Source organism: Sphingosinicella sp. YJ22 (assembly GCF_011320075.1).
Lineage (GTDB): Bacteria > Pseudomonadota > Alphaproteobacteria > Sphingomonadales > Sphingomonadaceae > Allosphingosinicella.
The window spans coordinates 1-21,315 of record NZ_JAANPA010000015.1 but is presented as its reverse complement, the minus strand read 5'-3'; the positions used below and the strand labels follow the sequence as shown (position 1 = coordinate 21,315).

Here is a 21,315-nt window from a genome sequence, read left to right as displayed (position 1 = left end):
GCGAGGGGCAACCGTCTTCGCTAATCCTCGCCGTGGCCGGCGGCGAGATAGTCGGCGCTCTGCATTTCCATGAGGCGCGAGGCGGTGCGCTCGAACTCGAAGGCGCCGTCGCCGGCGAGGTAGAGCTCATGCGGTTCGGCGTCGGCCGCGCCGAGCAGCTTCACCTTGTTCTCGTAGAGCGCGTCGATGAGGGTGACGAAGCGCGCCGCCTCGTTGCGATTCTCCGGGCCGAGCCTCGGGATGCCGACGAGGATCACGGTGTGGAAGTTGCGGGCGATGGTGAGATAGTCGCTCGCGCCCCGCGCCTCGCCGCACAGCCGCCTGAACGAGAAGACGGCCACGCCCTTCAGCGCCTTGGGCACGTGGAGGATTCGGCCGCCCGGAACCTTCAAGTCGGTGGTCGGCACGTGCGCGGCGTCCTCGACCGGATAATCAGTGAGGCGGAAGAAGGCTTCGCGCAAATCCTCGGTCGCCTTGGGGCCATTCGGCACGTGCCAGGTCGGCATTCCGCCGAGACGCTCGAGCCGGTAGTCGGTCGGGCCGTTGAGGCCGATCACATCCAGGCGCTGCTTGATGAGCGCGATAAAGGGCAGGAACAGCTCGCGGTTGAGGCCGTGCTTGTAGAGGTCGTCGGGCGGCCGGTTCGAGGTGGTGATCACCGTCACGCCCGCCTCCAGCAGGTGCGAGAAGAGCCGCGACAGGATCATCGCGTCGGCGGTGTTGTTGATCACCATCTCGTCGAAGCACAGCAGCTTCGCTTCCTCGGCGATCGCCGCCGCGACCGGCGGCACCGGGTCGCCGCTCTCCCTGGTCCGCTCCACGCGAAGGCGCTCGTGCACATCCATCATGAATTCGTGGAAGTGGATGCGGCGCTTCGGCGCGAAGTCGATCATGTCGAAGGCGAGGTCCATCAGCATGCTCTTGCCGCGCCCGACTCCGCCCCACATGTAGATTCCGCGCGGCGCCTCCGCCTTCGAGCCGAGCAGGCGTGTGAAGAAGCCGCCGCCATTGCGCGGCTGACGCTCCAGCGCCGTCGCAAGATGATCGAGCGCGGCGGCGGCGCGCTCCTGGTCGGGATCGGGGCGAAGCTCGCCGGCGGCGACCAGCTCGCAGTAGCGGGCGGCGACCTTGCTCATCGCGGCAAGACCGCCTTGCGCAGGCTCGCCGAGAAGGACGCGACCAGCCGCTCGCCCTGGAGAAGCCGGCCGCGAATGAAGACGAGGCGGCCGGTCTCGCGGAGAAGCTCAACCTCGGCGTCGAGCGGCTCACCAAGCTCGCCGGCGTCGAGGAACTGGACCGAGCAGTCGAGGGTGACGGCCATCGCGACATTGGCACCGGCCATCGCTCCGCCGGCATAGAGCGCCATGTCGATGAAGGTCATCAGCGCGCCGCCATGAACCTTGTTGCCGAGGTTGGAATGGGTTTGCGTGGGGAACATCCGGCACCAGCCGCCCCCATCCTCGCCGCGGCGCACGAGCAGGCGGCCGATCGAGCTGTTGAATCGCTCGGGTCCGGTCACGTCCCAGGTGAACCAGCCCGGATGGTCGGGCGCCGGCTCGTGGCGGATGGCGGGATGGACGTTCATGCCTCCCCTCCCGCTTGCGGGAGGGGCCGGGGGTGGGGAAATGGGATGCCAGCGGAAGCGGTCAGTCCGCCCCCACCCCTCAATCCCCTCCCGCGAGCGGGAGGGGAGGCGGTCAAACCGCGCGCTCCATCATGAGCTTCTTGGTCTCGGCGATCGCCTTGGCGGGGTTGAGGCCCTTGGGGCAGACGTTCGCGCAGTTCATGATCGTGTGGCAGCGATACAGGCGGAACGGGTCCTCGAGCTGGTCGAGCCGCTCGCCGGTCATCTCGTCGCGGCTGTCGGCGAGCCAGCGATAGGCCTGGAGCAGGATCGCAGGCCCAAGGAACTTGTCGGCATTCCACCAATAGCTCGGGCACGAGGTCGAGCAGCAGGCGCACAGGATGCACTCGTAGAGGCCGTCCAGCTTGGCGCGGTCCTCCGGCGATTGGAGCCGCTCCTTGCCCGACGGCTCGGGAGTCGCGGTCTTCAGCCACGGCTCGATCGACGCGTACTGGGCGTAGAAGTGGGTGAAGTCGGGGACGAGGTCCTTGATCACGTCCATGTGCGGCAGCGGCGAAATGCGCACGTCGCCCTTCAGATCCTCGATCGCGGTGGTGCAGGCGAGGCCGTTCTTGCCGTTCATGTTCATCGAGCAGGAGCCGCAGATGCCCTCGCGGCACGAGCGGCGGAAGGTCAGCGTCGGGTCCTGCTCCGACTTGATCTTGATGAGCGCGTCGAGGACCATCGGCCCGCACGCCTCGCTGTCGATCTCATAGGTGTCGTAGCGCGGATTCTCGCCGGCGTCGGGATCGTAGCGGTAGATCTTGAACTTGCGGACCTTCGCCGCGCCCGCGGGGGCGGCATGGGTCTTCCCCTTCTTGATCGTGCTGTTCTTGGGAAGGAAGAATTCGGCCACGGCAGGTCCCCCGCTTTTTCGGCCCCGCGATAGCGCCAGAAGCGCGCCCGCTCAATGGTCTAGGAGCAGGCGCGCTTCACCAACTCACACGTCCGGCTGGGCAGCCCCGACCTCCTCCTCGATCCGCGCGCCCCAGTTGAGGTTGCGGGTGAGGTACATGGTCGCGGCGAGCGCGGCGAAGAGAAGCAGCGAGCCGATCAGCAGCGAATAGGCTTCGAGGCTGAGCAGCAGGTAGAGCGTCGCGTACAGCGCGACTAGCAGGCCCGCGACCAGCATCGCCCGCCGCCGGCTCTTGAGCACCGCCGCCGAGTAGAAGGCGATGAGGCCGGTGATCGCCGCGGCTGCGACCAGATAGGCCAATGTGAAGCCGATCACCTCGGCAAAGGCGAGCAGCATCACGAAGAACAGGATGAGCCCGGCGCCGACCAGCAGATACTCGACCCCCGACACCCGCACCCCGCCGACGATGTCGAACATCAGGAAGGCGAGGAAGGTGAAGCCGATGAACAGGAAGCCGTATTTGGTCGCTCGGTTGACCTGGTCGTAAAGGTCGACCGGCTGGATGAGGTCGATCTGCGCCGATTGATGCCGGCCGGCCTCCCCGGCGGGGCCGGCGCGATCGTAGGCCGCGGGTTCGCCGGATGCGGGCGGCGGAGGCGGCGGCACCTCGCTGCCGATGAGATTGTGGCCGAGGGCAAGATTGCCGACCCGGTAGGTGGCGGTGAAGCCCTGGGCGCCGACGTCGCGGGCCGCCGGGAGGAAGCCGCCGCCGAAGCTGGGATGCGGCCAGCTCGACCGCACCCGCCAGCTGGTGTCGCCCGCCTGCGGCGCGAGCGCGAGCGAGCGGTTGCCGCGCAGGTCGAACTGGAATGCGATCTCGATCGGGCCTCCTGCCAGCGCGGCGGCATCGAGCCAGGCGAAGAAGCCGGGCGACCGGTTCTGCGCGGTGCCCCCGCCCGGGTGAAGCGGCAGCTGGTTGCCGCCGGCCGTCACGCGCGGATTAGCGCCGAGCCCGCGCGGGTCCGACAGGCCAAAGCGCAATTCGGCACGGGCGAGGTCGAGCCGCGCCGGGTCGATGCCGTAGCGCTGGATATCGCGCGGCAGGGCGAAGCGCGCCCGCCCCTGAAACGCGGCGTCATAGACGATCGCCTCGTAGATCGAACGGCTGCGTCGCTCGGGGCGAAGCTCGGTGTCCAGCTGGACGATCTCGGGCGACAGCACGCGCGTCTCCCAGCGCTCGACGGTGCGGGTCAGCGGCTGGCCGTTGACCGTGTCGGTCTCGGTGGACGTGGTGCGATAGGGAATGACCAGCAGAGGGCCGGAGACGACCTGCGGACCGCCCCAGCCTTGCGCGATCGAGCTTTGCGCGACGTTCGACTGCTCCTGGCGGTCGTAGACGAGCACCCACACCGAAAGCAGCGGGATGGTGAAGGCCAGCGCCACCAGGATGGTGACGAAGAGGCGGAATGCGGGGGACCGGGTGGCGGCAGCGACGGTATCCATGCGGGCGCTTTCCTGCTGTGGGATATGCCCCGCCCTGCCTCAACCGCGGGTGAGCGGCATGAGCGCCTTGTGAGGATTTGCTGAAAAGCCCTATTCTCCCCTCGTCCGCGCGCGAGGCGCGAAAGGCGTTAGATGACGTCGAGGACAAGCCCCAGGTCGCGCGCTTCCTCGGCCTCGATATACCAGTTTTCGGGGGCCTTCCGGCGCAGCTCATCGATGTCGATCCCGGATTGATCGACGAGGAGCTGGAAACCCTCGTCCTCGATCTGGATCGAATGCTCGATCTCGTTGAGCGTGGCCCTCAGGCTGGAGGCGCAGCGCTGCAAAGGCCCTTCGAGGGTGATCGTTCGGGTGATCAGCCGTTCGTGGATCATGATCCGTGTGCCGCGCGTGAGGAAGCGGTTCTCGCGGCGGAAATAGCTCATGAAGGTCGCGCCGGCCGAATAGACCGCGACCTTGCCGAGGAAGATCGCGCTGCGGTCCTGGTAGGCGCCGAGCAGCCGGATGTCCTCGCCCATCGCCCGGGCGACCTCCGGATCGCCGCCGAGCGTGGTGATCGAGATGACGATCGGCCCCTCGGCCGGGGCGCCGGCGAGCCCATCCTGGAAACGCCGGTACATGTCGTAATCGATGAAGCCCATCAGCCGGATGTGCGGCGCCGCGAGCAGGGGATAGCGGTTGGGATCGGCCATTGCCGGCCAAGACGTTTCAGAGGTGGAAAGGTTCAGTCCCGGATTTGACCGTGGAACCCGCAGGCCGCCGGCAACAGCCGGTTCAACAAGTTTCACTATCTACGATCGAGCGTCGGCCGCGTGTCCCAGTGGCGGCCGTGCCAGTAGAGCGGCGGGACGCGCTCCATTCCCCCCTTTGGCGGCGCGCCCCGCCGCACCTGCGCTGGGTCAGGCGAGCAGGTGCTTCTGGATCTTGCCGGCAGAGGTGCGCGGAAAATCTTCGACGAAGCGAAAGCTCTTCGGCACCTTGTACGGCGCGAGCCGGGCGCGGCAGAAGGCGCGCAGGTCCTCGGGCGGCAGCGCGCCGGTCCCGGGCGCGAGCTGGACATAGGCCTCGCCCGTCTCCCCCCAGCGCGTGTCGGGCACGGCAAGCACCGCGGCGTCCATCACGGCGGGATGGCAGGCGAGCACTTTCTCGACCTCGGCCGGGTAGACGTTCTCGCCGCCCGACACGAACATCTCCTTGCGGCGCCCCGACACCCAATAGAGGCCGTCGGCGTCGCGGCGGGCGAGATCGCCCGACCTCAGCCAGCTGTCCGCCGTGAAGGCGGCGCGAGTCGCTTCCTCGTCGCGCCAATAGCCGGGGGTTACGGCCGGCCCGGCGAACAGCAATTCGCCGACCGCACCGTCCGGAAGGTCGCGGCCGGCTTCGTCGACGATGCGCGCGCTGCACAGCAGTTGCGGCCTGCCGACCGACCCGATCCGGTCCCAGGCGTCTTCCGGCGACATCAGCAGCGCCATCGGCCCGGTTTCGGTCATGCCCATCCCGCTGCACAGCCGGATGCCGGCTTCACGGTAGCGCTCGGCAAGCCGGTCGGGCAGCGCCGCGCCGCCGCAGCCCCAGTGGCGCACCTGGCCCAGCGGCGCCGAGGCGAAGCCGGGATGCTCGATGAGATCGTGGAAGATGGTCGGCACCCCGAACAGCAGGTCGATGCGCCGCTCCTCGATAAGCCGGAGCAGCGCGCCCGCCTCGAAGCCGGCCATGACCAGCACCCGCCCGCCGGCGAACAGGGCCGGCAGCGCATAGAGATTGATTCCGGCGGTGTGGAACAAGGGTAGAAAGGCCGCGACCCGGTCGGCCGCGCCGAGGCCGGTGGCGCTGCCGACGTTGATGAAATTGGCGAGCGCCATGGCGTAGGTGTAGATGACGCCCTTGGGCCGGCCGGTGGTTCCCGACGTGTAGAGCAAATACCAGGTGTCGCCTGCCGGCCAGGTCGCGCGGGCCTCGACCGGCGGCGCGGCCGCGAGCAGCCGCTCGTAATCATGGTCCAGATCGAGAGTCTCGGGGCGCGCCACGAGTTCGTCCACCAACGCCCTGCATTCGGCGCCGTGGCACAGCAGCGCCGGCTCGGCATGCGCCACGAGCGAGTCGAGCTCGAGCGCCGGCATCCGCCAGTTCAATGGCACAAGCACCGCGCCGATCCGCGCGCAGCCGAACAGCAATTCGAAGAAGGCGGCGCGGTTGCGGCACAGGATCGCGACCCGGTCGCCTGCCTTCACGCCGCGCCCGGCCAGCATCGCCGCGGCCCGCGAGGCGCGCCGGTCGAGCTCGGCATAAGTGAGCGTCGCGCCCGTCGCCGTCTCCTCGAGCGCGACCATGCCGCCGGACAGCATGGCGCGGCTGGCGAGCAGGTCGGGCAGGTCGCGGATCATCGCACCGCGAGCCCTTCCGAGATGAAGCGGATCGTCTCGTCGGCGACCTCGTCCGGCGACAGGTCCTGCTCCCAGATGCCGTAGCGCATGCCGAGAAACACGCTCATTCCGATCAGCATCCAGGCGCGGAGCTCGTCCGGCCCCTCGCTGATCTCGCCGCGGCCGCGCGCCGCCGACAGGTTGCGGCGATAGCCGTCGACGAAGGTCAGATAATGCTGCCGGTACACGTCCTCGGCGACGAACTGGGCCTCCTCGATGATGCGGTAGAGCTCGGGATGCTTGCGGGTGAAGGCGATGAAGGCGGCGAGCCCGGTCCGCTCAGCGGTGAGCCGGTCCGGCGCGTCCTTGACGGCTTCGGCGACATGGCTGCGCACCGCGTGGCTCATGTCCTTGACGAGCGCGCGGAACACCGCCTCCTTGGACTCGAAATAGGTATAGAAGCTGCCCAGCGCGACTCCGGCGCGGGCCGTGATGCCGGTGATCGCGGCGTCGTGATAACCGCGGGTGCCGAACTCCTGCGCGGCCGCCTCGAGCAGCTTGCGCAGGGTCCTCCGCCCCCGTTCGGTGCGCGGCGTCTTGTCGGCGATCGCCTGGCCTTCCGTCATCGTCCCTCCCGCAGCATCTCCGATTGTCCGATCGTGGGGACGGTCCCGGAGCAGCCGGCCCCGCTGCATATATGCGGCAGTCGAGGTTCCAACCCGAGCCTGCCTCCAACCTGCCCGCGAGACAAGCTGAATCACGGTTCAGTCCTCAACATGAACCTTGACTCAGGTTTCGGAGAATTGCACAAGCCGGTCGAAGGGCGAGACTCCGAACAGGGGCGCAGCGCCGGGAGGGGTCTTGGAAGCATTCACCGCATCTGACGGCGGCGTGATCGCCTATCGCGACGAAGGCCCGCGCCACGCTTCGGCGCGGCCGCTCCTGCTGCTGCACGGCCTGATGGCGCATGGCGGCTTCTTTCGCGAGCAGGCCGCGCTCGCCGACCGTTTCCGTCTCATCGCCGTCGACCTGCGCGGCCATGGCCGTTCCGACGCCGCCAACGTCACGGTCGAGCGGGCGGCCGCCGACGTCGCGGAGCTGGCCGCGGCGCTCGACCTCCACGATGCGATCGGAGTCGGCTGGTCGCTCGGCGCGACGATCCTGTGGCATGTGCTGGCCGGGCCGGCGGCAAGCCGCTTCGCCGGCGCCGTCGTCGTCGACATGACCGCGCGCGTCCGCAATGCCGCGGACTGGGACCTCGGCCTGTCGCCCGAGGCATGCGAAGCCCGCTCCGCCGCCATCCGCGACGACTATCCCGCCTTCGCGGCCAACGCCGGCCAGGCGATCTTCGCCCAGCCCGTGGCCGAGGCGCAGCGCGCGACCGCCGAATGGGCGAGCGGGGAGTTCGCCCGCAACGATTCGGCGGCGATTGCCGAGCTGTGGGCCTCGCTCGAGCAGCAGGATCTGCGGCCTCTGCTCAGCGAGATTCGCCACCCCACCCTGATTGTCCACGGCGCGCAGAGCCAGCTCTACGGCGCCGACACCGCCGACCACCTCGTCGCGGCCTTGCCCAACGCTCGGGCGGTCCGCTTCGCCCGGTCTGGCCACGCCCCGCACCTCGAGGAGCCGGGCTTGTTCAACCGGACCGTCACCGAATTCGCGGCGAGCCTGCCGCCAGTCACCAGCACCAAATTGAATTGCGAAACAGGAGGATAGGATGATGTTGAAGCAAAGGATGCTCGTTGGCCTGAAGCTCGGCGTCGCCGCCGGCGCCCTGCTCGTTGCCGCCCCGGCCCTCGCCCAGGACGACCAGGCGGCCCAGGACCTGTCGACCAGCGAGTCCCCGGACCAGGGTGTCGTGGATGAAACCGTCCAAGGCGGCGACAATTTCATCACCGTCACCGCCCGCCGCCGCGCCGAGCGGCTGATCGACGTTCCGGTCGCGATCACCGCTTATACCGGCGAGCAGCTCGAGGCGGTCGGCGCTCAGGACCTCACCGACATCGGCGAGACCACGCCGAACGTCACGATCGAGGCGTCGCGCGGCACCAACTCGACGCTCACCGCCTTCATCCGCGGCGTCGGCCAGCAGGACCCGGTCGCGGGCTTCGAGGCCGGCGTCGGCGTCTATATCGACGACGTCTACCTGAACCGCCCGCAGGCCGCTTTGCTCGACCTCTACGACGTCGAGCGGATCGAGGTGCTGCGCGGGCCGCAGGGCACGCTCTACGGCCGCAACACGATCGGCGGCGCGATCAAATATGTCTCCCGCCGCCTGCCCGAAACGCCGAGCCTGCGGGTGCGCGGGACGGTCGGCAATTACGATCATGCCGACCTGGTCGTCGGAGTCAGCACGCCGGTCGGCGATCCCGCGGTTCGCGCTGGCGCCACCGTCGCCCGTCTGTCGCGCGGCGGCTTCGGCGAGAACCTCACCACCGGCCAGGCCAATTACAACCGCGACATCTGGGCCGGCCGTGCCCTGCTCGAGGTCGCGCCGGAATCCGGCCGAATCTTCGTTCGGCTGTCGGGCGACATCACCGTCGACGACAGCAATCCGCGCGGCGGCCATCGCCTCATCCCGAGCCTCAACGGCGGCATCCCGGTGCTGCCTAATGTGTACGATACGCGGGGCGGCCTGCTCGATCCCGACCAGCGCGTCGAATCCCACGGCGTCTCGCTCTACGCCCAGGCCGAGCCGACCGACTGGCTGACCCTGCGCAGCATCACTGCGGTGCGCATGGACGAGAGCGGCACGCCGATCGATTTCGACGCGCTTCCGGCGGTCGATGTCGACGTGCCCGCGGTCTACGAGAACGAGCAGCTCAGCCAGGAGGTGCAGGCGCTGGTCGACATCGGCAACGTCAACGCGCTGCTCGGCTTCTACTATCTCGACGCCAATTCCCGCACGATCTTCGACGTGCGGCTGCCGGGGACGGTGACCGCGCTCACCTTCGGCGACGTCGATACCGAGACCTACGCGCTGTTCACCGACATCACCTGGGACATCAGCGACCAGTTCAGCGTCTCGGTCGGCGGCCGCTACACCTGGGACGAGCGCACCTCGGACATCGTGCGCAACCTGTTCATCGGCGGCGGCTCGCCCTTCTTCGGGGGCACCGGCACCCTGCTCCTCCCGCAGACCGACTTCACCGGCTCTGCGAACTTCGAGGAGTTCACGCCGCGCGCGTCGGTCAGCTTCCGCCCGACCGAGGACATGAACATCTACGCCTCCTATTCGCGCGGCTTCAAAGGCGGCGGCTTCGATCCGCGCGGCGTCGCCACCGCCTGCCGAACGCCGACCGGCGGCGCGTGCAGCCCACAGGAGGTCTATGACTTCTTCAGCTTCGATCCGGAAACGGTGGACAGCTACGAGCTGGGCTGGCGCGCCTCCTTCTTCGATCGCCGCCTCAACTTCAGCCTGGTCGGCTTCCATGCCGACTATCAGGACGTCCAGATCCCGGGCTCGGTCGGCGCGGTGATCGGCGGCGTGCAGCAGTTCATCGGGATCACCACCAACGCCGCCGCGGCGACCTTCAGGGGCATCGAATTCGAAGGCAATGCGGTGCTCGCGCGCAATTTCGGCCGCTCCGGCGACTCGCTCAACTTCAGCTTTGCGATCGGCTATCTCGACGCCCAGTTCGACGAATATGTCGACGCCCGCGGCATCGACGTGGCCGATCGCCGGGCGATCCAGAACACTCCGGATTTGACGGCGAGCGGTACGCTCAACTACGGCATCCCGCTCGCGGGCGGCATGCTCAACGCGATCACCACGGTGTCCTACCGAGGCGACAGTCAGCAATTCGAGCTTGCCACTCCGATGCTCGACCAGCCGGCCTACGCGTTGTGGGATGCGAGCCTGGTGTGGCGTTCGGACGACGACCGCTATTCGATCGGGCTTCACGCCAAGAACATCACGGATGAGCGCTATATCGTGTCTGGCTACAACTTCCTCCGGCAGAACCCCGATACGGGTCAGTTCATCCTCGCCAACGGCCAGCCGGGCCTCAGCTCGACGCTCGGCAGCACCGGCGTGCTGACCGCTTATTACGGCAATCCGGCGCAGGTCTTCCTCACCGTGGGCTTGAACTTCCGGTGAGCGATCAGGCGAGGAGCGGGATGGGGGCGCCGGTACGCACGACCCCCGGCGGGCGCGTGCTGGCGATCCTGCTCCTCGCCTACATCTTCAATTTCATCGACCGCCAGATCATCGGGGTGCTCGCCATCCCGATCAAGGCGGAGCTGCAGCTCACCGACACCCAGCTCAGCCTGATGGGCGGGATCGCCTTCGCCCTGTTCTACAGCGGCATCGCCATTCCGGTGGCGTGGCTCGCCGACCGCAAGAACCGGGTCAACATCATCGCTTTCTCGGTCGCCTTGTGGAGCGCCTTCACCGCCCTGTGCGGCCTCGCACAGAATTTCTGGCACCTGTTCCTCGCCCGCATGGGCGTCGGCATCGGCGAGGCGGGCGGGGTCGCGCCGTCCTACGCCCTCATCTCGGATTTCTTCCCCAAGGAGCGGCGAGCGCGGGCGCTGGCACTGTTCTCGCTCGGGATCCCGATCGGCTCGGCGCTCGGCGTGTTCTTCGGCGGCTGGATCGCCAGCAATCTCGACTGGCGCTCGGCCTTCATCATCGTCGGCCTCGCCGGCCTGCCAGCGGCCCTGCTCGTCCGGATCGGCATCAAGGAGCCGGTGCGTGGCGGCTTCGACACGGCCGATGGACAGGCGAGCGAGCCGGCGCCGCCATTCGGAGTGGTCGCGGCGCAGCTGGCGCGGACGCCGAGCTTCTGGCTGCTGTCGTTCGGCGCCGCTTCCGGCTCGATCCTCGGCTACGGCCTGATCTTCTGGCTGCCGAGCTTCTTCAGCCGCAGCTTCGACCTCGAACTGGTCGAGGTCAGCTGGTTCTACGGCTCGATCGTGCTCGTCGGCGGAATCGCCGGCACGTTGCTCGGCGGCTGGCTCGGCGACCGCACCGGCCCCGACCGGCCCGGCACCTACGCCCTCATTCCGGCGGTCTGCTTCATGATTTCGGCTCCGGTCTTCGCGGCCGGCCTGTTCGCGCCCAGCCTGACCATCGGCTGGATCCTGTTCGCGATCGGCCAGATGCTGGCGCTCGCCTGGCTCGGCCCCGTCATCGCCGCGGTCCAGCACATCGTCCCGCCCAACATGCGCGCCACCGCCTCGGCGAGCTTCCTGTTCATCAACAACCTGATCGGGATCGGCTTCGGAATCTTCTTCCTCGGCTTCATGTCGGATTCGATGACCGCAGCCTATGGCGAGGACTCGCTGCGCTACTCGATCCTCTACGGCCTCGTCTTCTACCTGCTGAGCTCGCTGCTCTATTTCATCGCATCGAAGCGCTTGGCAAAAGACTGGTACAGGTAGGGCTCCCGCTCGGGAGACTGGGGGAGACTCACATGCTGCGTCGTCATTTTCTGATCGGGCTGGTTTTGCTCTTCGGTTTCGTCGCGCCGGCCCAGGCGCAGTTCCGCTCCGATCGGATCGCCGTCACCACCACCGGGTCGGGCCCCGACGTCGTGCTGGTCCACGGCCTCGGATCGTCGCCGCGCGTGTGGCGCGGGCTGGTCCAGGCCTTGCCCGGCTATCGCTATCACCTCGTCCAGGTGAAGGGTTTCGCCGGCGTTCCCGCCGAGGGCAATGCCGGCACCGGCCCGGTCGCCGCGCCCGTCGCCGAGGAGATCGCGCGCTATATCGGCGAGGTCATCGGACGCCCGTCGGCGGTGATCGGCCATTCGATGGGCGGCACGATCGGCATGATGGTCGCCGCGCGCCACCCCGAGCGGGTGAGCCGGCTGATGGTCGTCGACATGCTGCCCTCGCTTGGGGACATGTTCGGGCCGGGCCAGTCGCCCGAGGCGGTGCGCTCCATCGCCGAGCAGGTCCGCGCCGGTATCGCCGACAGCCCGGCGGAGGCCTATCGCGCCCGCAACGAGCAGACCCTGGCCGGCATGATCGCCACCGAGAGCGAGCGCCCCGCCGCCATCGCCGACACGATGGCGAGCGACCGCTCCGTCTCCGGGCGCTCGATGTACGAGTTGATCACCACCGATCTGAAGCCCGAGCTCGGCCGGATCACTGCGCCGACGACGGTGCTCTACGTCACGCCGACCGGAGCGCCGGTCACCGACGCGCAGATGGATCAATATTACCAGCTGTCCTACCGCAACCTCGCGGGCGCTCGGCTTCAGCGCGTGCCGAACGCGCGCCACTTCATCATGTACGACCAGCCTGATGTGTTCGTGGGTGAAGCGCGTAATTTCCTCGCCGCCCCGGCCCGAAGCGGCGAACGCGGCTGATCAGCTCGCGAAGGTCGGGTCGAGCCGGTAGGCCTTGCGCAGCAGGGCCGGCCAGGCGAGTGCCTGGGCGACGACCTTGAGACCGACCTTGCCCTGCTCGGCGGTGACTTCGGGCGAACCCTGCGGAGGATGGCCGACATTGGCCTCGCCCGCGGCGAGCGCCATCACCTGCGCCTGGCAGGCCCGCTCGAGATAATAGAGCTTGATGAAGCATTCGCCGACGCTCTCGCCGGTGGCGAGCGTGCCGTGGTTGCGCAGAAGCATCAGGCTCTTGTCGCCGAGGTCCTCGACGAGGCGTTGGCGTTCATCAAGGTCGACCGCGACGCCTTCATATTCGTGGAAGGCGATTTCGTCGCGGACCAGCATCGCGGTCTGGGTCAGCGGCAGCAGGCCGTCGCGATGCGCCGACACCGCCTGGCCGTGCGGGGTATGGAGGTGCATGACTGCATGGGCACTCTCGCGCGCCATGTGCAGCGCCGAATGGATGACGAAGCCGGCCGGGTTGGTGATGAACGGCGTCGGCTCGACCGGATTGCCGCCCGCGTCGACCTTGACCAGCGACGACGCTGTGACCTCCTCGAACATGAGGTTGTAGGGGTTCAAGAGGAAATGGTGGTCCGGACCCGGCACCCGCGCCGACAGGTGGGTGAAGATGAGGTCGTCCCAGCCGAAATGCGCGACCATGCGGTAGGCGGCGGCGAGGTCGACCCGGATCTTCCACTCCTCGTCGCTGACCCGGCCCTGGAGGGACGGGATCTCGACCGAGGCCAACGGGCTTACCTGCTCCATGCCGCGGTTTATGGCGTCGACCCGTCCCATGTCCGTCTCCTCGTCAGTCAGCCCGCCACCCTGTCCGGATGGGCGGCGGCGAAGGCGTCGAGCCTGTTCGCCTCGGCATCCACCCGCATCAGCAGCGGATAATCGTCAAGCGGCACGTCGAAACGCCGTGCATTGTACATCTGCGGGACCAGGCAGACATCCGCGATGGTGGGCGTATCGCCGAACAGGAAGCGGCCGGCGCGCGGCGCCGCGAGCTTCTCCAGCGCGGCGAACCCTTCGGCGATCCAGTGCCGGTACCAGCCGTTGCGGGCCGGCTCGTCCTGGCCGAGCTCGGTCTTCAAATAGTTGAGCACGCGCAGATTGTTGAGCGGGTGAATGTCGCAGGCGACAAGCAGCGCCATCGCGCGGACATGCGCCTGGTCGGCCGGGTCGGCCGGGAGCAGCGGCGGTTCCGGCCGGGTGGCGTCGAGATAGGCGATGATCGCCAGGCTCTGGGTCAGCTTGAGCCCGTCCACCTCCAGCATCGGCACGAAGCCTTGCGGGTTGCGCGCCTTGTAGGCGTCGGCGCGCTGGTCGCCGGCGCGCAGGTCGACGTCGGTGCTGTCATGCTCGACGCTCTTCAGCCGCAGCGCGATCCGCACGCGGTAGGAGGCCGAGGAGCGGAAATAATCGTGGAGCAGCGGCCGGGCCATGCCGGCTGCTTAGCGTGGAGCGGATCATGAGACTACACTGTCATTCCCGCGAAAGCGGGAATCCAGCTTCTTGTGGCGGCGTCGGTAAAGGAAGCTGGATCCCCGCTTTCGCGGGGATGACAAGAGGGGCGGGTTGAAGACCGCCCCTCCCGATCAGTAGTTCAGGCCGTACCAGCCATGGACTCGCTCGCCATAGGCGGTGTCGAAGCGCGGCTCGCTACTGCGGTCGAAGCTCGGCGCCCGCTCGAGGTCGCGATGGGTCATCTCGACGCGGTAGCCGCCGATGCGGGTGTCGAACTTCAGCAACTTCCACGGCATCGGATAGTAGCGCGTGCCCATGCCGAGGAATCCGCCATAGGCCATCACGGCATAGTCGACCTTGCCCGAATATTTATCGACCATGAAATTGTAGACGCTGCCGAGCCGGTCGCCGTCGAGGCCGTAAATGGCGGTGCCCTCGACCTTGTTGGAGGCGATCAGCCGGTCGGTCTCGTCGATCGGCAGCCCGCCGCGCTGGTCGTCGCGCCCGTAGCGTTCGCGGTCGTCATCCGACGGGCGACGACGGCCATGTTCCTCGCTTCGGCGCGAGCGGCTGCGGTCGTCGTCGTGCGACCAGGCGCGGCCGCGCCCTTCCTCCCGGCGGCGGTCCTCATGAGGATCCCACAGGTCGCCCCAGCCGCCGCGATCGCGTTCGAGCTGGTCGTCGCGGTCGCGCCAGTTCGATCCGAACATCGACCGGCTCTCGCGGCCGCGGCGGTAATCGTCGCTCCTGCTGCGTCCATAGCTGCGGTTGCGGTCGATATCCTCGGTCCAGCCGCTGCCGCCCCTGTCGTCGTCGCGATAGCGTCTGTCAGCCATCATCCTGCTCCTTCATCTTTGTTGGAAAGGTGACGGGCGGACGGCCTCGCGCCGCCCGCCCATCCTCGCGTGTCGCCTCAGCGCGTCCGCGACCGGCCGCTGCGTCCGCCGGCGCCCGCCGTCGCGGATTCGTCGCCGTTGCCGCCGCCGGTGCTCGACGTCGCCGCCGAGGCGGTGCCGGTGCCCTCCGTCGTCGCGCCGGCATTGCTGCCGGTGGCGCTCCGGGTGCTCGTCCCGCCGCTGGTAACGCCCGTCGAGCCGCCCATGCCCGTGCCGGACAGGGACGAGGCCGACTGGCCGCTCATCTTGCCGGTCTGCCCGGACTGAGCCGTCATTTGGCCGTGGCCGCTCTGGCTCGAACGCGACTGGCGGAAGCTCGAGAAATCCTGCTCGAACTGCTGCTGCCGATGGCGGCAATATTCGTCATATTCGCGGTCGAGCTGGGCGATCTGCTGGTCGCGCCAGCGGCGATAGCTCTGGTCGTGGGGCGTGCCTCCGCGGCTGCCCTCGCCGAAGTCGTGCTCGCCAGACCCGAGCACCTGGCCCGCCTGGCCGAACCTCAGCCCGCCATGGCCGGAGCCCGACGAGCCGCTCGTTCCGAAGCCTTGTCCGGACTGGCCGAACGAGGACTGGCCCGAACCGCGCTCATAGCCACCCAAGCCGCCTTCGCCGTACCCGCCGTCGCCATAGCTGGAGCGGCCGAGATTCTGGCTCTGGCCGCCCTGCGAACGGTAGCCGGACATGTCGTTGCCGCCATAGCCGCCGCGGCCATAGCCGCCGCTGCTCCGGCCGGAGCTGGAGCGACCGAAATCGCCGCCGCCGGAGCCGCCCTGGCCATAGGAGCCATAGGCGCTCTGGCCATAGCCGCTGCTCCGCCCGAAATCGCGATGCTCGTCGCGCCGTGACATCGTGCGGCCGGTCCACTGGTCGTCATGACTGCGCCAGTCGACTCGGTCGGTGCCCTGTTCCTGCTCGTAACGGCGCGCGTCCATCTCGCGGCGGCGCTCGGCTTCCTCATCGCCGAACCAGGAGCGGACCTCGTCGCCGGCGCGATCGAAGAAGCCGCGGTCGTCGCCGCCGCCGCGGCCCTGCTCGCGGTCGCGGTCCCAGCTGGGGCCGCGGTCGTCATCGCGGCCCCAGCGGCCCTGCTCGCGGCGCAGGCGTTCATTGTCGTCGTCGGAGAAGATCGAGCTGCGCGAGCGCTCGCTGCCATATCGATAGTCGGCCATTTGGGGTTGCCTCCTCACCTCGTTGGGAATGCAGAAAATTGCGTCGGATCAACGGTTGGACGCCCTGCGCCGTTCCGTTTCCGGGAGGGGGAGGGGCGGTGGAACGGCTGTCCCGTGCCTGCCGCCCGACCAAAGGTTCAGGGGCCGAAATCGGCGCCCTGCTGGCGTTGCGCACGCTTCTGGCGGGCGCGCTGGAGCGCCTCGCTGCTGGCGCCGGGCGCGCGCAGGCCGAGCCCCTCGGCGACCGCCGCGTCCCAGCCATAGGCGTCGGACGTGAAGGTCACCTGGCCGCCGTCGAGATAGGCGGTGTGGTAGAGCAGCCGCACCGGAATCCGCCGCTCCAGGTTGATGTAGGTCGGCTCCAGCTCGGCGCCGGACTGGCGCTCGCCGCTGCGCAGCGCGCGCTCGAACTGGTCGAGCTTGCCCTCATGCTGGGCGATCAGCCGAGCGAAGCCGAGCGCATCCTGAACACGCACGCAGCCGTGGCTGAGATGACGGTCGGGGCGACCGAACATCTGCTTGGCCGGCGTGTCGTGGAGGTAGATGGCGTGGTCGTTCTCCATATCGAACTTGACCAGGCCGAGGGCGTTCTGCGGGCCGGGCTGCTGGACCAGACGCTCGCCGTCGCGCTCCATGTTGCGCCGAGCGAGCTGGGCGGGGCTGAGGTTGGCGAGCTCGTCTTGCTCGATCGATTCCGGCACCGTCCAGGTCGGATTGGCGACGAGACGGAAGATCGGGGAACCGAGCTGCGGAGTCTCCCAGCCGGGCTCGCCGACGACCACCACGCGCTGGTCGGCGACGCTGCCGTCGCGCAGGTAGCGCAGGAAGCTGGCGGCGGTGTTGACGTCGATCCGGGTCTCCGGGGCGCGCCGCTCCAGCCAGCGCCGCCGCTCCATGTTGACCGCGAGGATGACGGCGCGCTCGTCGGCCGGCAGCCGGTCCGCCTCGACCCGGCGCTCGTCGTCCGCGGCTTTCTCCTCGGCCTGCGCATTGCCCTGCACGTTCTGCTGGGTCGCGCCGGCCTGCGACTGTTGCCGCTGCTGGGCCTGGACGAGCTGCATGTAGGCGGTGGACAAGGCACGATATTCCTCGTCCTGCGGCGCCTGGCCGTCGATCCATTGGCCGACATTGTTTGCCCCGACGGCCTCGGCGAGGCCGCGCGCGACATCGATCTCGTTGCGCGGCACCTCATAGACCGGGGTCAGCCGCGTCGGATCGGTCGCGCCGTGGGCGAGCGTCCCGGCATAAGCGAGCGCCGCCTTGGTCAGCGCAACCTCGCGCTCGACCCGCGATCCCGCCGCCGCCTCGATGTCGCGCAGCAAGGTTGCGGGGTTGAGCCCGTGGCGGGGGGCGCCGCGGATCGTCTCGATCAGCTGCTGCTCGCGTTCCTCGTTCCACGCGGCCTGCCACTGCCGGGCTTCGTAGAATCGGCGGACCTCGGCGTCCTGCGCCGCGCCCTGCAGCGCCTCGGCGGTAATTCCGGCCGGCGCGGCGCCGCTGTCGCCGCCGACAAGGTTGCACCCGCCCGTCACCACCGCCATCGCCGTGGCGACCGCGAGCCAGCTTTTCGATAGACGCACAAGCCACTCCGCTGATTAGGAATATTGGCTTGCGGAACGTACCGGGGCGCGATTTGGCTCCGCGTTAACCATTAGGCTTCAGCAAGACCTAACGGGCGGGAAGGCATGACGCGCCCCTGAAACCGCGGAGAGCATATGCACAAGGGTCAGTTGGCGGTGTTGCCGGCAGGGGAAGGGCGCCGCACCGAGCGCCGCATCGTCAACCTTGCGGCGAGCCTGCGCGAGCCGGGCGCGGCGGTCGCCGATGCCGAGGTGCGCAACCTCTCGACTGACGGCTTCATGGCGGAAATCGACATGGCGCTTGAAGAGGGGCAGCATCTGTTTCTGAAGCTGCCGGGCATCGAAGCGCTGGCGTGCAAGGTGGCGTGGGTCGACGACGGCAAGGCGGGGTTCGAATTTACCAGCCCGCTTCACCAAGCGACGCTCGACCAGCTCTCCACCGCGACGCGCAAGGCGCCGCCGCGCAACCATTTCGGCCCGCGCCGCTAATTCGCCTTCGCGCCGGTCTCCGGCGCGTCGACCTTCTCGCTGGGAAGCGGCGGCGGCGGCGGATCGACGGGCATTCCGCGCAGCAGCGGCAGCGCGGCTGCCAGGACGATCGCGGCGAGCGCGACGATCAGCAGGATAGAACGAAGGCGACTGGTCATCGGGCGGCGGGTCATGCGCCGCGCCGCCTTGCACCTGTATGAACGGACTAGCGCACCGGGCCGTGCCATGGGCCGGTGATCGCGAGCGTACGGCCCGGTCTGTAGAGGTTGACGAACAGGGTCGAGCCATCCGTCGAGAAACAGGCTCCGGCAAGCTCGGTTTGGGCGTGCAGCCGTGCGACCGGATAGACCTGCCCCTCCGGGGTCACGCCGCGCAGATGGTTGCTGACCGGGCTGGTATACTGATCCTCGCAGACGATCAGGTGGCTATTGGGGGCGACGGTGAGATTGTCGCCGTAATTGAGCATGTCCGGATGCGTCGATTCGACGAAATTCTGCAGCCGACCGGGCTCGCGGGCCTCGCCGCTCTGTCCCTCGAAGCGCGACGGCCGGTAGCGCATGATCTGGCCGAGCTTGATCGCGCCGCCCGACGTGCAGGTGACGTAGAGCTCGCGATTGCCGAATGACAGGCCCTCGCCGCGCGCGAACAGCACCGCGCCGCGTGCGGCACCGCGCACGCGCAGGTCGTCGCCGTCGGGGGAGTCGGTGTGGTCGAGATCGATCCAGCGGACGTCGCGCCAGCTTCCGGCCGGGAATGTCACCGAATCCCAGTTGCGGGTGTCGCGCCCGTCCGAGTCACCGACGAAGGCGAGCGCCTGGAGCCGCCCGCCGCGCGCCAGCTGTCCTCGCACGTTGGGCAGAAACCGGTAGAACAGGCTGTTGTCGCGGTCCTCGGTCAAATAGACGATGCCGGTTTCCGGATCGACGGCGGCAGCCTCATGAACGAAGCGGCCGAGGCCGGTCAGCGGTACCGGCTCGGCAAGCCCGCGCCCGAGCGACGGAACCTCGAACACCCAGCCGTGGTCGCGTTCCTGGCCGTTTTCCCCGGCGCGGCTGACATTCTCCTCGCAGCTCAGCCAGCTGCCCCAGGGCGTGACCCCGCCGGCGCAGTTGAGGATGGTGCCGACAAGGCTGAGATGCTGCGATTCCACCCGGCCGGTGCGGTGGTGGTAGACCAGCGTCGTGGTGCCGCCCGGAAGCGGGCCGGCCGCATTGCGGTCGAACCCCCGCACCCCGGCCGGGGGCGGACCGCCGCCGAACGGGCCGGTGTCGGCGTTGCGCGGCCGAAGCTCGTGATTGCGCACCAATATCGTACGGTGGCGGTCGAGAGCGAAGGCGCCCATCCCGTCGCAGCGATCGGGAACGACGAAGCCGTCGTCCATGCGCTCGCCATGGCTCGAGATGATCCGATAGGCGAAGCCCGGCGGCAGATCGAGGAGCCCGGCGGGATCCGGGACCAGCGGGCCATGGCCCGGCGCCGCGACGGCCGGAGCGCCCAGCGGCCGCTGGGCGCACGCCGCGAGCCCGGAAAAGGCAAGGGATGTGAGGCCGAAGTTGAAGCTGCGCCGGCTCAACAGGAGCCGCTGGTTGCTGGACATGCGATGGTCCTAGGCGCGCACCGCGTCAGTTTGATGTCGCGGAAAGGATGGTGCCGTTGAAGGGACTCGAACCCCCGACCCACGCATTACGAATGCGTTGCTCTACCAGCTGAGCTACAACGGCGCCGGTGGGGCGGGGCCTTACCAGCGGCCCTGCGCCGACACAAGCGGGGCCCGCCTTTCCATCGCCTTAACCCAATCTCAACCACGTCCGGTGCAGGTTCCGCCGCTGGAACGCTGTGGGACGACGGCCGCATGGACAGCTTGCGCGGGTTTGACGAGGAGAGTGGCTGGTCGGCGCATGGCGACGACGAGGCCGCCATCGAGCGCCCGCCTTCGATCGGCTTCGACGAGCGCCGCATGCATGTGCGCGCCTACAATCACTGGGTGTCGCTGCTCGACGGCCGGCCCTATCCGTCGATCGAGGATTTGAAGCCCGAGAAGATCGGCGATTTCGGACCGCACAGCGTATTGCTCGATTTCACCGACGACCGCGACGACCCGGTCATCGCCTTCCTCGGCGCCGACCTCAAGGCCGAGTGCGGCCTCGACTTCGTGCGCCAGCGGATCAGCGAAGTGCCGGCGCGCTCGCTGCTGTCGCGCCTCACCGACCATTATATGCAGATCATCGCGAATCACGCGCCGATCGGCTTCGAGGCGGAGTTCCTCAGCCACCGCGGCATCAACACCCTGTATCGCGGGATCCTGATGCCGCTGTCGTCCAACGGCGACGAGATCGACTTCATCTACGGCGTCATCAACTGGAAGGACCTCGCCGACAACGGCACCGCCAACGGCCTCGCCAGCGCGATCGACCGCGCCATCGCCAAGGTGCCGGAACGGAGCGACCTGCCGGTGTGGGCCGACGGCCCCAATGCCGAGCATGACGAGCTCCCGAAGGACCCCGCCGAGCGCGATGGCACCATGCTCGGCCTGTGGCCCGATACGGGCGCCGATGACGACGCGCTCGACGATCTGCCCGAGGATGCGGCGCTCGCCGACCGCCTCGGCCATGCCCGCGCCGGCGCCGAATATGCGCGCTCCGCCGACCATCGCAGCCGCACCGCGCTCTACCGGGCGCTTGGCCTCGCTTATGATTTCTCGCTCGCCGCCGACGCCGCCCCCGACGAATATGCCGAACTTCTCGACGACGCCGGACTGAAGGGGCAGCAGCGCGCGCCGATGACGCCGCTCATCAAGCTCATTTTCGGCAGCGACTATGACAAGAGCCGAATCACCGAGTTCGCCGCCGCCTTGTCGTGGGCGCGGCGCTGCGGGATCGAGCTTGGCGGGTTCGCTCAGGTGCTCGAGCAATATGACGGCGGCCTCAAGGGCATCGTCGCCGCCGAGCGCGCGGCGCGGCGGCCCGCGCCGAAGCCCGACCGGGCGGCCGAGCGGCGCGCCCGATTCGAGGCCGCCCCGGCCCT

Annotated in this window: 20 protein-coding genes and 1 tRNA gene; 6 read left to right on the top strand and 15 right to left on the bottom strand. The window is 68.5% G+C overall.

Annotated features, from left to right (window positions below):
- Nucleotides 1-20 precede the first annotated feature (20 nt).
- From zapE to G7B71_RS07195, 7 genes are all read right to left on the bottom strand, one after another.
- Nucleotides 21-1,136 (bottom strand): cell division protein ZapE, encoded by a 1,116-nt coding sequence (gene zapE / locus G7B71_RS07225; protein WP_166039369.1) that lies wholly within the window; start codon nucleotides 1,134-1,136, stop codon nucleotides 21-23.
- Complete coding sequence (locus G7B71_RS07220) at nucleotides 1,133-1,585, bottom strand: PaaI family thioesterase (protein WP_166039367.1); 453 nt, start codon at nucleotides 1,583-1,585, stop codon at nucleotides 1,133-1,135. Before G7B71_RS07220 ends, zapE begins: the two co-directional genes overlap by 4 nt.
- A 112-nt stretch (nucleotides 1,586-1,697) precedes the next feature.
- Nucleotides 1,698-2,480, bottom strand: a complete 783-nt coding sequence (locus G7B71_RS07215; protein WP_166039365.1) for a succinate dehydrogenase iron-sulfur subunit — start codon at nucleotides 2,478-2,480, stop codon at nucleotides 1,698-1,700.
- An 84-nt stretch (nucleotides 2,481-2,564) separates the two neighbouring features.
- Complete coding sequence (gene creD, locus G7B71_RS07210) at nucleotides 2,565-3,983, bottom strand: cell envelope integrity protein CreD (protein ID WP_166039363.1); 1,419 nt, start codon at nucleotides 3,981-3,983, stop codon at nucleotides 2,565-2,567.
- Nucleotides 3,984-4,111: 128 nt separating this feature from the next.
- Nucleotides 4,112-4,675, bottom strand: coding sequence for an ATP-dependent Clp protease proteolytic subunit (locus G7B71_RS07205; protein WP_166039361.1), 564 nt, complete (start codon nucleotides 4,673-4,675; stop codon nucleotides 4,112-4,114).
- A 207-nt stretch (nucleotides 4,676-4,882) separates the two neighbouring features.
- Nucleotides 4,883-6,367, bottom strand: coding sequence for an AMP-binding protein (locus tag G7B71_RS07200; protein WP_166039359.1), 1,485 nt, complete (start codon nucleotides 6,365-6,367; stop codon nucleotides 4,883-4,885).
- Nucleotides 6,364-6,972 (bottom strand): TetR/AcrR family transcriptional regulator, encoded by a 609-nt coding sequence (locus G7B71_RS07195; RefSeq protein ID WP_166039358.1) that lies wholly within the window; start codon nucleotides 6,970-6,972, stop codon nucleotides 6,364-6,366. The genes G7B71_RS07200 and G7B71_RS07195 overlap by 4 nt, the downstream gene beginning before the upstream one ends.
- A gap of 235 nt (nucleotides 6,973-7,207) precedes the next feature.
- Between G7B71_RS07195 and G7B71_RS07190 the strand changes: the two genes are divergently transcribed.
- Genes G7B71_RS07190 through G7B71_RS07175 form a run of 4 tightly spaced genes read left to right on the top strand, consistent with a single transcriptional unit; the run spans nucleotide 7,208 to nucleotide 12,663 of the window.
- Nucleotides 7,208-8,062, top strand: coding sequence for an alpha/beta hydrolase (locus G7B71_RS07190; protein WP_166039356.1), 855 nt, complete (start codon nucleotides 7,208-7,210; stop codon nucleotides 8,060-8,062).
- Nucleotides 8,063-8,081: 19 nt separating this feature from the next.
- Nucleotides 8,082-10,445 carry a TonB-dependent receptor gene (locus tag G7B71_RS07185; RefSeq protein WP_166039354.1) on the top strand — a complete coding sequence of 788 codons (2,364 nt, stop codon included), beginning with the start codon at nucleotides 8,082-8,084 and terminating at the stop codon, nucleotides 10,443-10,445.
- A gap of 20 nt (nucleotides 10,446-10,465) precedes the next feature.
- The gene (locus G7B71_RS07180; RefSeq protein WP_166039353.1) at nucleotides 10,466-11,731 is read left to right on the top strand and encodes an MFS transporter; all 1,266 of its coding nucleotides are present in this window, start codon (nucleotides 10,466-10,468) and stop codon (nucleotides 11,729-11,731) included.
- 32 nt (nucleotides 11,732-11,763) lie between these two features.
- A complete protein-coding gene (locus G7B71_RS07175) occupies nucleotides 11,764-12,663 on the top strand; it encodes an alpha/beta hydrolase (protein ID WP_166039351.1) in 900 nt (299 codons plus the stop codon).
- On the opposite strand, the gene G7B71_RS07170 is transcribed toward G7B71_RS07175, so the two are convergent.
- From G7B71_RS07170 to G7B71_RS07150, 5 genes are all read right to left on the bottom strand, one after another.
- A complete protein-coding gene (locus G7B71_RS07170) occupies nucleotides 12,664-13,452 on the bottom strand; it encodes a class II aldolase/adducin family protein (protein WP_166039444.1) in 789 nt (262 codons plus the stop codon).
- A gap of 47 nt (nucleotides 13,453-13,499) precedes the next feature.
- A complete protein-coding gene (maiA, locus tag G7B71_RS07165; RefSeq protein ID WP_166039350.1) occupies nucleotides 13,500-14,135 on the bottom strand; it encodes a maleylacetoacetate isomerase in 636 nt (211 codons plus the stop codon).
- Nucleotides 14,136-14,288: 153 nt separating this feature from the next.
- Nucleotides 14,289-14,993 carry a PRC-barrel domain-containing protein gene (locus G7B71_RS15830; protein WP_347708442.1) on the bottom strand — a complete coding sequence of 235 codons (705 nt, stop codon included), beginning with the start codon at nucleotides 14,991-14,993 and terminating at the stop codon, nucleotides 14,289-14,291.
- A 77-nt stretch (nucleotides 14,994-15,070) separates the two neighbouring features.
- Nucleotides 15,071-16,222: an SWFGD domain-containing protein gene (locus G7B71_RS15660; protein ID WP_243406150.1), complete on the bottom strand. Its 1,152-nt coding sequence runs from the start codon at nucleotides 16,220-16,222 to the stop codon at nucleotides 15,071-15,073.
- 137 nt (nucleotides 16,223-16,359) lie between these two features.
- The gene (locus G7B71_RS07150; RefSeq protein WP_243406149.1) at nucleotides 16,360-17,802 is read right to left on the bottom strand and encodes a L,D-transpeptidase family protein; all 1,443 of its coding nucleotides are present in this window, start codon (nucleotides 17,800-17,802) and stop codon (nucleotides 16,360-16,362) included.
- Nucleotides 17,803-17,937: 135 nt separating this feature from the next.
- Between G7B71_RS07150 and G7B71_RS07145 the strand changes: the two genes are divergently transcribed.
- Nucleotides 17,938-18,291, top strand: coding sequence for a PilZ domain-containing protein (locus G7B71_RS07145; RefSeq protein ID WP_166039347.1), 354 nt, complete (start codon nucleotides 17,938-17,940; stop codon nucleotides 18,289-18,291).
- Here G7B71_RS07145 and G7B71_RS07140 read toward each other — a convergent pair.
- The 3 genes from G7B71_RS07140 to G7B71_RS07130 form a co-directional block, all read right to left on the bottom strand.
- The gene (locus G7B71_RS07140) at nucleotides 18,288-18,464 is read right to left on the bottom strand and encodes a hypothetical protein (RefSeq protein WP_166039345.1); all 177 of its coding nucleotides are present in this window, start codon (nucleotides 18,462-18,464) and stop codon (nucleotides 18,288-18,290) included. The two genes, G7B71_RS07145 and G7B71_RS07140, sit on opposite strands and share 4 nt — an antisense overlap.
- 32 nt (nucleotides 18,465-18,496) lie before the next feature.
- Nucleotides 18,497-19,888 carry an alkaline phosphatase PhoX gene (locus tag G7B71_RS07135; protein WP_207774733.1) on the bottom strand — a complete coding sequence of 464 codons (1,392 nt, stop codon included), beginning with the start codon at nucleotides 19,886-19,888 and terminating at the stop codon, nucleotides 18,497-18,499.
- Nucleotides 19,889-19,936: 48 nt separating this feature from the next.
- Nucleotides 19,937-20,012 (bottom strand) — tRNA-Thr (locus G7B71_RS07130).
- 131 nt (nucleotides 20,013-20,143) lie between these two features.
- On the opposite strand from G7B71_RS07130, the gene G7B71_RS07125 reads away from it, so the two are divergent.
- The coding region (locus G7B71_RS07125; protein ID WP_166039343.1) for a hypothetical protein at nucleotides 20,144-21,315 on the top strand (1,172 nt) is incomplete at its 3' end.

Bases quoted from the DNA above. Each gene is read 5' to 3' on its own strand.
- G7B71_RS07200 (WP_166039359.1), bottom strand. From the start codon at position 6,367: ATGATCCGCGACCTGCCCGACCTGCTCGCCAGCCGCGCCATGCTGTCC.
- G7B71_RS15660 (WP_243406150.1), bottom strand. From the start codon at position 16,222: ATGGCCGACTATCGATATGGCAGCGAGCGCTCGCGCAGCTCGATCTTC.
- G7B71_RS07195 (WP_166039358.1), bottom strand. From the start codon at position 6,972: ATGACGGAAGGCCAGGCGATCGCCGACAAGACGCCGCGCACCGAACGG.
- zapE (WP_166039369.1), bottom strand. From the start codon at position 1,136: ATGAGCAAGGTCGCCGCCCGCTACTGCGAGCTGGTCGCCGCCGGCGAG.
- G7B71_RS07140 (WP_166039345.1), bottom strand. From the start codon at position 18,464: ATGACCCGCCGCCCGATGACCAGTCGCCTTCGTTCTATCCTGCTGATC.
- G7B71_RS07205 (WP_166039361.1), bottom strand. From the start codon at position 4,675: ATGGCCGATCCCAACCGCTATCCCCTGCTCGCGGCGCCGCACATCCGG.
- G7B71_RS15830 (WP_347708442.1), bottom strand. From the start codon at position 14,993: ATGGCTGACAGACGCTATCGCGACGACGACAGGGGCGGCAGCGGCTGG.
- G7B71_RS07220 (WP_166039367.1), bottom strand. From the start codon at position 1,585: ATGAACGTCCATCCCGCCATCCGCCACGAGCCGGCGCCCGACCATCCG.
- G7B71_RS07145 (WP_166039347.1), top strand. From the start codon at position 17,938: ATGCACAAGGGTCAGTTGGCGGTGTTGCCGGCAGGGGAAGGGCGCCGC.
- maiA (WP_166039350.1), bottom strand. From the start codon at position 14,135: ATGGCCCGGCCGCTGCTCCACGATTATTTCCGCTCCTCGGCCTCCTAC.
- G7B71_RS07185 (WP_166039354.1), top strand. From the start codon at position 8,082: ATGCTCGTTGGCCTGAAGCTCGGCGTCGCCGCCGGCGCCCTGCTCGTT.
- G7B71_RS07170 (WP_166039444.1), bottom strand. From the start codon at position 13,452: ATGGAGCAGGTAAGCCCGTTGGCCTCGGTCGAGATCCCGTCCCTCCAG.
- G7B71_RS07180 (WP_166039353.1), top strand. From the start codon at position 10,466: ATGGGGGCGCCGGTACGCACGACCCCCGGCGGGCGCGTGCTGGCGATC.
- creD (WP_166039363.1), bottom strand. From the start codon at position 3,983: ATGGATACCGTCGCTGCCGCCACCCGGTCCCCCGCATTCCGCCTCTTC.
- G7B71_RS07135 (WP_207774733.1), bottom strand. From the start codon at position 19,888: ATGTCCAGCAACCAGCGGCTCCTGTTGAGCCGGCGCAGCTTCAACTTC.
- G7B71_RS07175 (WP_166039351.1), top strand. From the start codon at position 11,764: ATGCTGCGTCGTCATTTTCTGATCGGGCTGGTTTTGCTCTTCGGTTTC.